8 protein-coding genes are annotated in these 11,757 nt (G+C 58.6%); 5 read left to right on the forward strand and 3 right to left on the reverse strand.

Features of this window, described 5'->3' with window-relative positions; all coding sequences use genetic code 11:
• Nucleotides 1-22: 22 nt before the first annotated feature.
• The gene (locus E4O97_RS02495; RefSeq protein ID WP_078821402.1) at nt 23-937 is read right to left on the reverse strand and encodes a LysR family transcriptional regulator; all 915 of its coding nucleotides are present in this window, start codon (nt 935-937) and stop codon (nt 23-25) included.
• A 268-nt stretch (nt 938-1,205) separates the two neighbouring features.
• Here E4O97_RS02495 and E4O97_RS02500 point away from each other — a divergent pair, with 268 nt between their 5' ends.
• The 4 genes from E4O97_RS02500 (at nt 1,206) to pgm (ending at nt 7,545) form a co-directional block, all read left to right on the forward strand.
• Nucleotides 1,206-2,228: a zinc-dependent alcohol dehydrogenase family protein gene (locus E4O97_RS02500; RefSeq protein WP_005788465.1), complete on the forward strand. Its 1,023-nt coding sequence runs from the start codon at nt 1,206-1,208 to the stop codon at nt 2,226-2,228.
• Nucleotides 2,229-2,931: 703 nt separating this feature from the next.
• Nucleotides 2,932-4,356, forward strand: coding sequence for a hypothetical protein (locus E4O97_RS02505; RefSeq protein WP_248160820.1), 1,425 nt, complete (start codon nt 2,932-2,934; stop codon nt 4,354-4,356).
• Between the two features lie 36 nt (nt 4,357-4,392).
• Nucleotides 4,393-5,796 (forward strand): PLP-dependent aminotransferase family protein, encoded by a 1,404-nt coding sequence (locus tag E4O97_RS02510; protein ID WP_216091328.1) that lies wholly within the window; start codon nt 4,393-4,395, stop codon nt 5,794-5,796.
• Between the two features lie 105 nt (nt 5,797-5,901).
• The gene (gene pgm / locus E4O97_RS02515) at nt 5,902-7,545 is read left to right on the forward strand and encodes a phosphoglucomutase (alpha-D-glucose-1,6-bisphosphate-dependent) (protein ID WP_248132186.1); all 1,644 of its coding nucleotides are present in this window, start codon (nt 5,902-5,904) and stop codon (nt 7,543-7,545) included.
• Nucleotides 7,546-7,660: 115 nt separating this feature from the next.
• On the opposite strand, the gene E4O97_RS02520 is transcribed toward pgm, so the two are convergent.
• Nucleotides 7,661-8,356 (reverse strand): pirin family protein, encoded by a 696-nt coding sequence (locus tag E4O97_RS02520; protein WP_032875247.1) that lies wholly within the window; start codon nt 8,354-8,356, stop codon nt 7,661-7,663.
• 218 nt (nt 8,357-8,574) lie between these two features.
• Here E4O97_RS02520 and E4O97_RS02525 point away from each other — a divergent pair, with 218 nt between their 5' ends.
• Nucleotides 8,575-11,019: a UvrD-helicase domain-containing protein gene (locus tag E4O97_RS02525; RefSeq protein ID WP_248160821.1), complete on the forward strand. Its 2,445-nt coding sequence runs from the start codon at nt 8,575-8,577 to the stop codon at nt 11,017-11,019.
• An 80-nt stretch (nt 11,020-11,099) separates the two neighbouring features.
• Here the strand turns inward: E4O97_RS02525 and E4O97_RS02530 are convergent, their stop codons facing one another.
• On the reverse strand, nt 11,100-11,372 hold the full coding sequence (locus E4O97_RS02530; RefSeq protein WP_005788459.1) for a DUF1652 domain-containing protein: 273 nt from the start codon (nt 11,370-11,372) through the stop codon (nt 11,100-11,102).
• Nucleotides 11,373-11,757 lie beyond the last annotated feature (385 nt).

The following is an 11,757-nucleotide window of genomic DNA, read 5'->3' on the forward strand; positions in this document are numbered from 1 at the left end:
ATGCATATCTAGCCGACGCTTGCTAGAGGCTATCCGGGTCGCCGAAAAACATCTGAATCCGCGACCTCAACCACCGCTCCCCCGGATCATTATCCTGCGACCCCCGCCATGCCATATGCAGCTCAAACGAGCGCACGGGCAGCGGCGGGTCTTCGGCGCGCAACCCTCCCGCCGCGGTCAACGCTTCAGCCGCATAATCCGGCACGGTGGCCAGAATGTCGGTACCCGCCAGCAACGTGCCCAGCCCGTTGAACTGCGGCACGGCCAGTACTACGTGGCGTTTGCGGTCGAGTTTCTCCAGCTCTTCATCAATAAACCCGCTCAGGTCGCCGGCGAATGACACCAATGCATGGGGGCGTGAGCAGAAGTCGTCCAGGCTCAGCGAGCCGGGCACGCTGTCGGCGCGCAGCAGTTTTGGCAGGCTGCGCCGCAGTACCTTGCGCTTGGCATTGGCCGGCAGGTCGGCGGTGTAACTGACGCCGATGGAGATTTCACCGGAGGCGAGCAGACTGGGCATCAGGATGTAATTGACGCGGCGTACCACCAGCACAATGCCGGGGGCTTCGGAACGCAGGCGTTTGAGCAATTGCGGAAGCAGGGCAAATTCCACGTCATCGGACAGGCCGATACGGAACACGGCGGTGCTGGTGGCCGGGTCGAATTCGGCGGCGCGGCTGACGGCGGTGGAAATCGAGTCCAGGGCCGGGGAGAGCAGGGCGAAGATTTCTACGGCGCGGGCCGAGGGTTCCATGCTGCGCCCGGTGCGCACGAACAGCGGGTCATCGAACAGCCCACGCAGGCGCGACAAGGCCGCGCTGATGGCCGGCTGGCCGAGGAACAATTTCTCGGCGGCGCGGGTCACACTGCGCTCATGCATCAAGGTTTCGAATACGATCAAGAGGTTAAGGTCGACACGACGCAGGTCGTTACGGTTCATCTTGTGTCCTGGAAGAGTCTGCAAACTTGATGTGAGCGGTCACACAGGAACCCATAAGGTCCTATTCAGAAGCATGACCGGCATGAATCTTACGGGGAAAGGCTGGTACTCTGCACCGGCTAATTGATTTTTCCTACGATAGTTGAGGTCTGCTCCTCCTTCGCGGAATCAATGACAGGCATGTCGACTATTAATGGCGACCGGTGGTCTTACCTGGAAAGCCCAGATAAAGTTCATGGCATTAGAGGTTACTTTGACGAGGTTTGCGATGTCCCGCACGATCCGTTTTCACAAGTTTGGTCCGGCCGAGGTGCTCAAATGCGAAGAGCATGCAGCCGCGCAGCCCGCACCGGGCGAAGTGCAGGTGCGTGTCGAGGCAATTGGCATCAGCTGGTACGACATTCTGTGGCGCCAGAACCTGGCGTCTTCCCATGCGCGCTTGCCTTCGGGCCTTGGTCATGAAATGGCCGGTGTTGTTGTCGCCCTCGGCGATGGCGTGGATGACTTGGCAGTGGGCGACAAGGTGGCCAGTTTTCCGGCCGAGAGCCCCAATGATTACCCGGTGTACGGCGAGCAGATCGTCCTGCCCCGTTCGGCGCTGACCCGTTACCCGGATGTCTTGAGCCCGATTGAAGCCAGCGTGCACTACACGCCGTTGCTGATTGCCTACTTTGCCTACATGGATCTGGCGCGGGTCAAACCGGGGCAGTTTGCCTTGGTGACCGATGCCAGCCATTGTTCCGGCCCATCGTTTGTACAACTGGGCAAGGCCTTGGGTGTGCGGGTGATCGCCGCTACCAAAGACAGTGCCGAGCGCGAATACCTGCTGTCCCTTGGGGCAGAAAAAGTCATCGTCACCGAAGAACAAGACCTGCTCATGCAGATCAACAAGTTCACCGATAACCGTGGCGTGGACGTGGTATTCGATGGCCTGGGTGGCCCGCAGATGTCGCTGCTCGGTGATGTGCTGGCACCGCGTGGCAGCCTGGTGCTGTATGGCCTGCAAGGCGGCAACCAGACGCCGTTCCCGGCCTGTGCGGCGTTCCAGAAGAACATTCAGTTCTTCGTGCACTGTATCGGCAACTTCACCGGCAAGCCGGAACTGGGCATCATCCAGGACCAGGTGGCAGTGCAGCGCGCCTTGCGTGAGATCAACCAACTGACGGCCGACCGGGTGCTGGTCCCACTGAAAACCACGGTGTTTCCGTTCGGTAAGTTCGTCGAAGCACATCGATACATGGACGAATGCCCGTGTCGCGAGCGTGTGGCGTTGCAGGTTGAAGCTGTTTGAGCTGTAGGAGTATTCGTAAATGAATACGTTGGCGTCTGAGCCTATGAGGCAAATGCGCCATTTGACAGGGCTTAACCCGCATCGGGGTTGAGCCGCCGCGAGGGTGTTGCGCCCTGCAAACAATACCTTTTTTCCTTACGCCGCCCTGAATTCCAGAGCGGCGCTGTTGCGTGCGCGCCAAAAAAGTTCGGTCGCCTGCCCATCTGAACTGCTTTCAGGCGTTGTTCTGTATCTGTTAATCATTATTTGAGTGCCGATAATTGTGTCTTCGCTGTCATCTCAAGGATTGAGCAATGATTGAATACCTGACATTAACGTCTCGCACCTCTGAAACTAGCGATGCACGGGTCGCATTCTCGAAAGTGCAAAACAAATACGCAGTCGCTTTACCTGAGCCAACAATGAGCGGGTAACTAATTTGCGTCGGACGTTTCCTTAGTTGCTTAGTTAAAGTGGTGTAGGGCGTTGTCGGAATATTCCTAAGACATGCGGCCAGCCGCGCTGGAAGCCGTGCACGCCCACGACTCAGCATCGGTGGCGCCATTGACTGCTCCGGTGAGCGGTCCTGCGATTTTGTTGCAGGGTGCTAATGTTGAATCAACCTCGCACGATGCAACTGACGACAAACTTATAGATGTAATGGGTCGAGCAATGACGATTGATAATTGCTTGAAGCTAATATTTCAATTCAGGTAGTAGAACGATGAGCGCTATTCATGAGCAAGCCATGAACTATGTTTACCAGCAAGTTCTGCAACGGTTGGTCGGGCACTTTACCCGTGACGAACGTACCGCACTGCAACTGTTGATCCAGCGAATTGTGGTAGCGGCCGGTGGCATGGAACAAGTAGGCAACTACAAAGTGCTGATTGCTCACGGCGGGGGTGAGGTCAGCAGTTACACCCTGGCGCTGTTGCGTGCGGCGCAACTGAGCATCGCCGGGCGTGCACCCAAGACTTTTCATCTGCGCGTGGCAACGTTGCGGCATCCGGGTATGACTCAGGCAACGCTTGATTCACTGCATCAGGGCTATGGCGCGTTGTTCTTCCATGATGATTCTCGGGTTGAACTGCTGATGGTCGAAAACCATGAAGTACTGCCCTTTAATCATCAGCGCCCGGCGTCCAGTGCCGGGCGTGAAGTCAGCCAGCGCAATATGCTGATGATAGGGCACCTGACGTCCGGGGACATTCGCGCCATCCTGCGCAACGACACGTATCTGGCCCTTGGCGATTTCTATCAGCGGGTTGCTACCTGGAACGGCGGTGTGCACGCAGTGGTCAGCGGCGATTCGGTGCGCAAGCAAAGCCAATACATCGCGTGGCTGAAGAAAAATGCCCTGGCAACCGGTCTCGCGTTCGCGTCCGGCAAGCCGACATCGCTCAACGGGTTGTTTGCACGCATGGAAGAATGGAGCGTCGGCTGCTACCGCGACCTCTATGGCGAGCACTACGCGGGCACCGAGAACCCAGGCCGGGGCGGGCACCGGCATTTGGCCTACATCGGTATTGCCGACCTGCTCGACGATGTCGACGTCGCGCGCGCGCCGCTGCTTACGGAGTTTCTGGCTCACAAGCGCGACCCGTTCGAGTTCCAGTTCAGCCACCCAGCCTATCCAAACCCATTGCTCATGGCACATATGTACGGCTTGCAGGCCCAATGCCTGCGTGAGCTCTCCTATGAGCACGGTGTCGAAGGTTTTGTTCGTCACGCGGCAGACTACATGCTGCGCAGACGCGTCCCCATTGAGTTGATCACCGAGGCGTCCAGCCCGGATGGGCGGGTATTGTCGACCACCTACGCCCAGGCGTTTTTTGGTCTGGACGAAAGTCAGTTGACTTGCCTGCTGTTCGCGCCTTTCGTTCAGCATGGCGAACGGCTGGAGGGCTTCTTGCGTCAATGCCATCCCGGCATGTTGGTGGCACTGCCCGAACTGCACAAGGCGCTGCAGGGCAAGCCTGCTGCGGACATGTTGCATCAGTGGCTGGTAGACACCAGTGGTTTGCCGCTGGCCTTATTGCAGCATTTGTATCGCAAGCGAACATTGCCGGCTGCGCACGGCTCTCGCATCCACAAACAACTGTTTAGCCGGCCCGAGGCCCGGATCGCCCAAGTGTCGGGGCGCTAGCACCGTGCATTGGCGTATAGATGCCGGTGAGCGGCGATGAACCTGAGGGGAGAGCGGCAGGCAGACTTTGCCTATCAGGCGGTGTACCGCTACATGATCAACCTGATCAACGAAGTCAGCCTGGAAACGCCGGTCAAGTTGCCGTCGTTGCGTCAGTTGTCGACACGCATGAACGTGTCGATCTCGACGATTCAGTACGCTTACTCTTTGCTGGAAAAGGAAGGGCGGGTCTACTCGGTGGCCAAGTCTGGCTATTTCGCCTGGCCTGTGGCGACAAACCCGCCGGTCATGGCGGGCGCCGACCTGCTTGAGCGGCTGTATGCGGCGGCGCGACGCCCGACCATGGTTGTGCTCAGTGGTGATGAGCCGGCGTTGTTGGGGTCACTGGATGGCGCTTTGCTTGCGCTGGAGCGCCAGCTGGTGCGCAGGTACCCACACCACCTGCAACCGTCGCAACCTTGTGGCGTATGGGAATTACGGGCGGCATTGGCGGCCCGTTATACCTCGTCGCCTAGCCATTGCTGGCAGGCCGACGAGGTGTATATCGGCGCCGATCTTCAGGGCGTACTGCAAATCCTGATCGACACGCTTGGCCTCGAGGGCACGGTGGTGCTGGCTGAATCGCCCTGCGATTACCTGGTCTTGCGCCTGTTACAGAGCGCTGGCGTGCGGGTTATCGAACTGCCCTGGCACGCCGATGGCAGCTTCGACTTGGCCACGTTCGAGCACCTGCTCAAGCACGAACCGGTACACCTTGTGCTGCTGTCCTCCGTGGTCAGCATGCCCTCGGGTAATGCGCTGACGCTACCCGAACGGCTGCAAGTAGCGCATTTGCTGGAGCGGCACGCCTGTTGGTTGCTGGAGAACGACACATTTGGTGAGCTGAGCTTCGTGTCGTCGCAGACGGCTTTGCGCAACCTGGTCAACCCGCAGCGGCTGATTGTGTTTTCTTCGTTCGAAAAGGTGTTGGGGCCAGAAGCGCCGTTTGGGTACCTACTGACGCAGCAAATGGGCAGTGAGTTGCAGCGCCAGTTTTTGCTGCGCTCATTTCGACTTTCATCCATTCGGCAACGCGCCATTGCTCGGCTATATGAGAGCGGGCGGTTGGATCAGCACCTGCAGACGTTATGCCAGCGCCTCCAGGAACAGGCGCAAGCCATGAGCCATCGGTTGGATGTGCATATGCAAGGGCGTGTGAGTTATCGAATGCCTATCGCCGGGGCAAGTTTCTGGTTGCAGTCGGTGGCGCCGGTGGATATGCGTCTGGTGTTCCAGCGCATGCTCGCCCAGCAGGTCGTGATTGCGCCGGGGGAGTTGTTCAGCCTCTTAGGCTTGCATCACCAGCATATGCGCTTGAGTCATACGTTCAGCGGCCACCCCAATCTGGATATTGTCCTGAATGCGCTGGCTCAGGCGCTGCTCCAGGCACAGACCGATTAATGTGTGAAACTTCTCTCCGAATTGTGGGATCGATAACATCGCTCAGTAGTCCAACTCTGAGTAAACTGTCATTTTTTCCGAATCCTTATTTTCCGAGGTTTATGCATGACTATCAGTCCTTTTGCGGGCAAACCGGCACCGGCTCAGTTGCTGGTGGATATCCCGCGACTGGTCACGGCCTATTACACCGGCCAGCCTGATGCAGCAATCTCTACCCAGCGTGTAGCCTTTGGTACCTCCGGGCACCGAGGCAGTTCGTTCGAGCTGAGCTTCAATGAGTGGCATGTGCTGGCGATCAGCCAGGCGATCTGCCTGTACCGTGAAGCCCAAGGCATCACAGGGCCTTTATTTGTTGGCCTGGATACCCATGCATTGTCCACGCCGGCCGGTGCCAGTGCCCTGGAGGTGCTCGCTGCCAATGGCGTGCACGTCATGCTGGCTGAGGGCGATGAGTACACACCGACCCCGGCGATTTCCCACGCCATCATTTGCTACAACCGCGGCCGCACCAGCGGCCTGGCGGACGGCATTGTGATCACCCCGTCGCACAATCCGCCGCAGAGTGGCGGCTACAAGTACAACCCGCCCAATGGCGGCCCGGCCGATACCCACGTCACCAAGTGGATTGAAGCCAAAGCCAATGAACTGCTAGCCAACAAGCTTGCTGGGGTCAAGCGCATCACCCATGCCCAGGCGCTCAAGGCGGACACCACTCATCGCCATGACTACCTCAACAGCTATGTGGCCGACCTGATCAATGTGATCGATATGGACGCGATCCGTAGCGCTGATCTGCGCCTGGGCGTTGATCCATTGGGCGGGGCGGGGGTGCGCTACTGGTCGGCGATTGCCGAGCACTACCGCCTGAACCTGGAGGTGGTGAACACCGAAGTGGATTCCACCTTCCGCTTCATGAGCGTGGACTGGGATGGACAGATCCGCATGGACCCATCCTCCAGCTACGCCATGCAGAGCCTCATTGGTCTCAAGGAACGTTTTGACGTGGCGTTTGCCTGTGACCCGGATCATGACCGTCACGGTATCGTCACGCCCTCCGGCGGCCTGTTGGCGCCGAACAACTACCTGGCGGTGTCCATCGATTACCTGTTCCAGAACCGTCCTGATTGGCGAGCCGATGCGGCGGTGGGCAAGACCGTGGTCAGCAGTGGCCTGATCGATCGCGTGACTGCACGTATGGGCCGGCGCCTGTATGAAGTGCCGGTGGGCTTCAAATGGTTTGCCGATGGCTTGTTCGAAGGCTCGTTGGGTTTTGGCGGCGAAGAAAGCGCTGGTGCTTCGTTCCTGCGCAAGGACGGCACGGTCTGGAGCACTGACAAGGACGGCCTGATCCCGGCCTTGCTCGCAGCGGAAATGACCTCGCGCAAGGGCCAGGATCCCAGCCAGATCTACCGCGGCCTGACCGATGCACTCGGCGAACCGTTTGCCATTCGCGTGGATGCCAAGGCGACCCCGGCGCAGAAAGCCCTGCTGGGCAAGCTGTCGCCGGAGCAGGTGACGTCCACCCAATTGGCCGGCGAGAGCATCCAGCAGATCCTCAGCCATGCCCCGGGCAATAACCAGGCGATTGGCGGCTTGAAGGTCATGACGGAAAACGGCTGGTTTGCTGCGCGGCCATCGGGTACCGAGGACATCTACAAGATCTACGCCGAGAGTTTTATCGGCGAAGAACACCTCAAGCAGCTGGTGGAAGAGGCGCAGGTGCTGGTGGACGGCGCAATTTCCCAGTAACGGTGTAGGAGGGGGCTTGCCCCCGATAGCGGTGGGTCAGTCACAGATGTGTTGACTGGCATAACCTCATCGGGAGCAAACTCCCTCCCACATTAGATAGCAGCATGATGCAAGATCAGGCCAGGTCGACCAGCACGATCTCGCTGTCCTCGATCGCCGTCACCCGCAACACTTGCTCATCCTCAACGGCCACGCCGTCTCGCGCCTGTGCGCGCAAACCATTGACTTCAATTACGCCGGTTGCCGGCACCAGGTACGCCCGGCGTCCGTTGTCCAGCCGGTATTCGGCGCTTTCCCCAGCTTTCAGGTTCGCCGCCACCAAGCGTGCATCGGCACGAATGCGCAGGCTTTCACTGTCGCCAGCCTTGCCGCTGGCCAGCGTCACAAAGCCTTCACGATTACCTTGCGGAAACGGCTTGGCACCCCAGGACGGTGGCAAGCCGGCCTCATTCGGGATGATCCAGATCTGGAAGATCTTGGTCGGGGTGGCCTCCAGGTTGTACTCGCTGTGGGCGATCCCGGTACCAGCGCTCATCACCTGTACATCGCCCGCCTCGGTGCGGCCTTTGTTGCCCAGGTTATCGGCATGGCTGATTGCGCCTTCGCGTACGTAGGTGATGATTTCCATGTCGCGGTGCGGGTGCTGGGGGAAACCGCTGCCAGGCGCGATGATGTCGTCGTTCCATACCCGCAAATTGCCCCAGTGCATACGCTCGGGGTCGTGGTATTCGGCGAATGAAAAGTGGTGATGGGCGTCGAGCCAGCCATGATGGGCGCCGCCGAGGGTGTTGAAAGGTCGAAGTTCAAGCATGATCGTCTCCTGTGAATGAGCCCATCATCCAGCAGCGCATGATCGATAAAAAGCGTAAAAAATGCCTGATTCCTATCCATCAATTCGATCATTTAAACCTGCTTCAACTTTCACTTCATCGCCTAACTACATGACCGTAAAGCAATTGGCTGGAACTGAGCGTCGATTCCGGCGACCATGGCGGCCTTGTCAAAGCCAAGCTCATCGCAGGAGTCCGCGTGCCGCAACAAAAGCCTGATCTGCCCCCTGAACTGCGCCCCTTGGCTGAAATGCCGTTATTGAAGCGGCTGGCCGCTCGCCTGTTCGGCCATGGCCTCACCCGTTTGCGCGCGCAGCACCGGTTTTCCTGGCTGCATGGCCAGGCCGACGGTTTTCGCAATGGGCATGAAGCCGGCGTGGAATATGGGTATCGCGAGGGTAAGGCCGATGGTCTTGAAGAGGGCCGGCAAGTCCTGTTGATTCGCGACTTTCGCCCTGATGAGCACCGAGCACCCGGTGTGGATGACAGCCTGTTCGACGATTGGCGATTGCCGCTCACCGCCGATGTGAAGAAGCGCATGAAGGCGGATGTGGCGCGCCTGCTGTCAGCCCACGCGCAGCCGAGCACAGCGCAGTGGAAGATGATCTTCAGCGACACGCCCTCGACCTCGGTGATTGCGGGCGCCGGCGCAGGTAAATCGACCTCCCTGGTGTTGCGTATCCTGTTGCTCACCCATTACCTGGGTTTTGAGTTGAGTTCGATGACCGTGGTGACGTTCACCCGCGAGTCGCGCAAGGACTTCATCAACAAGCTCATGGAGATTCTGAGCCTGTGGGGCCAACCCCTTGACCTGAAACAAGCCCAGGCGGTGGTGCGTACGTTTCACTCGCGCATCCTGCCGATGGTGCGCAGCCTGCCGGGTTTTGAACGGCTGCAAGCCTTTGAAAACCTCAGTGGCGGCTTCGAAGACGCCGATAGCAATGCCTTCGATCTTCGTATCAGTGATGCCCAGCGCCAGCATATGAACGCCTGTTTTCACCGTTTGCAGGGGCATCATGCGCGTTTTCGCGAGTTGATTGCGCCGCTGGCTCGCCAGGGCCTGCAGCTCAAGGAGCTGGAGCGCGATCATCCGGACGTGCAAAAGCGCATGGCCGTGACCGAGTTGGCGGCCAAACGTGATGAAGAACTCTGCGACGTGATCGAGGACCTGTGGTTCCGCGCGGGCGCCTGGCCGATCAAAGGCATCGAACCCAGCCGTCAGACCTTTGAAATCAACGGTGCCAAGTTTCATTGCCACGGCTATATCCCGCAGTTGGATGCCTGGGTCGTATTGGGTTTCGATGCGAGGGAAAACGCCGGGATCAGCCGCCCAAACTCAAAATTATCGGTGCGCGCAGAGTGGGCGGTAAAGCGCACCCTGTTTCAAGCTTTCTGCAATAAGCCATTGATATGGCTGGATAACTACGAGTCATCCAAGCGCCTTTTAAGCAGTCTGGCCGGCGAGGCCACGGCAGGGCCTGGCTTTGATTACAAGGTCAAGGGTGAACTCGCCTCGGCGCCGCTGCTGGACAGTTTTGTCATGGCGGCCGGGTTTATCGAGAACCTCGGGCTGGACGTACCGACGGCCGTGGGCCAGATGAGCTTCGCCAAGGATGACCCGGATCGGTTGTTCTTCGAGGCCTTGAGCATTTTCTGGAAGGCCCTGGAAGACCACCTGCTCGATCAATCACCGCCGATCATGACCTACAACCGAATGTTTTCCCTGTTTGGCGAAAATACCCCGGAGAACCTCAAGCTGCTCAGTGATCCCTTGCTGCGGCCGATGTCACACCTGATGATCGACGAATTCCAGGATGTATCGCCGCAGATTGTCTCGTGGATCCGTGCCACGCTGCGGGAAATCCGCAGTCGCGGCCCGGCCATGCACGTCGGGCGTGGGGCGCAACGCTCATCCTTGCTGTGTGTCGGCGATGACTGGCAGTCGATTTATGGCTGGCGCGGCAGTTCGCCCAAGTACTTCATGGAGTTCAACCAGGAATTTGTCGCACCGAGCACCACTCGCGTGATGCTGGGCGAGAACTACCGCAGCCACCAACACATCATCGACGCGGCCGAGCATATCGTGCGCACCGCACCGGCCATCCCCGGCAAGAAGGCCAAGGCCAGTGGCGAGCCCAAGGCATTGGTGCCGGTCACCGTGGTGGAGCGCGACGACGCGGCGCTCGGCCTGCGGTTGCTGGAGCATTATCAACGCGGGGATACGGTCTTGATGCTTTATCGAAAAAGCAGCGATAAGTTGCTGATTCAAGAGCATATTCAGTCTGTTGTTAATGTGGATTCTAGCTTGCCGGTCCACGAGCGCCGTCTGAAACAGCTCACTTACCACAGCGCCAAGGGCCTGCAGGCCGATGCAGTATTTCTGCTTGGGGACTGCCAGCATCTCACCAGCTCGCCCTACAAAAACCAGGTCTACCGCATGGCGGGCTTGGGCAAGGAAGGTGACAGCGAGCCGTACGACAATGCGCAAAAGGACGAAATACTACGACTGGCCTACGTCGGTATTACCCGAGCGGTCAGCCACTGCTACTGGTATGTGGAAAAGTCGGAGGGCCAGGGTGTGAATGTGCCCAGGGCATCCGAGCGGGTGGATGGCAAGAAAGCGTTTTTCGACGATCAGCGCTGAACCTTCAGCTGACACACAGCAAAATGTGGGAGGGGCTTGTCCGCTCCCGCATCAGGTAATCAGCGGCTGACAAATACTATTCAGGCCCGCAACGACAACGGCGGCACAAAACACTCCAGCTCATCCTCCACGGCCTCGATAATGCGCTCCACATCAGCGGCGTTCATCACTGTGGCGCAAGGTATGCCGGCGATGGCGATCAATGTTTCACCGCTGGCGCGGTCGAACAGGCGGGCGATCATGCTGCCGGGGGCATCCATACTCCCCTCGAAGCCCATCGGATGAAAATGCCAGCGCATCAACTGGCACGCATTGGGAAAAGTCACTTTGTTCATATTGCCCACCTTGTTCATTGAGCGCTTCCTTTAGCTCGCGGCAGGGGTCAGGACCTTCGTTGGTCAAGACGGCGAAGAACTTAAAAATAGCATTCGTTCGCAAGTACAAGGTGAGTTTTTCGGCCCCGTTCGGCGGTTCTTTTACCTGATTTTGATGTGGATCATGTCCTACAGCAGATTAGGCAAAAGGCCATTATTCCGAATGGTCGTCTGGCCATTGTGGGGGGCGGGTAGATTTAGGCAGTCTCAAGCATTTTGTTCGCTGTGCTGGCGCAGGATTCGACTTGCTCCCGATGGCGGCCTCAGGGCCGACCAGGGTGCTGGATCAGCCGAGTACATATCCGTTGTTTGGGTAACGGCCACTATTGGTTCCGCTTTTACAGCGGGTCACTTTCGAAAAGCG

Source organism: Pseudomonas sp. W15Feb34 (assembly GCF_023127765.1).
Classification (GTDB): domain Bacteria; phylum Pseudomonadota; class Gammaproteobacteria; order Pseudomonadales; family Pseudomonadaceae; genus Aquipseudomonas; species Aquipseudomonas synxantha_A.

Bases quoted from the DNA above. Each gene is read 5' to 3' on its own strand.
- E4O97_RS02495 (WP_078821402.1), bottom strand. From the start codon at position 937: ATGAACCGTAACGACCTGCGTCGTGTCGACCTTAACCTCTTGATCGTA.
- E4O97_RS02500 (WP_005788465.1), top strand. From the start codon at position 1,206: ATGTCCCGCACGATCCGTTTTCACAAGTTTGGTCCGGCCGAGGTGCTC.
- E4O97_RS02505 (WP_248160820.1), top strand. From the start codon at position 2,932: ATGAGCGCTATTCATGAGCAAGCCATGAACTATGTTTACCAGCAAGTT.
- E4O97_RS02510 (WP_216091328.1), top strand. From the start codon at position 4,393: ATGAACCTGAGGGGAGAGCGGCAGGCAGACTTTGCCTATCAGGCGGTG.
- pgm (WP_248132186.1), top strand. From the start codon at position 5,902: ATGACTATCAGTCCTTTTGCGGGCAAACCGGCACCGGCTCAGTTGCTG.
- E4O97_RS02520 (WP_032875247.1), bottom strand. From the start codon at position 8,356: ATGCTTGAACTTCGACCTTTCAACACCCTCGGCGGCGCCCATCATGGC.
- E4O97_RS02530 (WP_005788459.1), bottom strand. From the start codon at position 11,372: ATGAACAAGGTGGGCAATATGAACAAAGTGACTTTTCCCAATGCGTGC.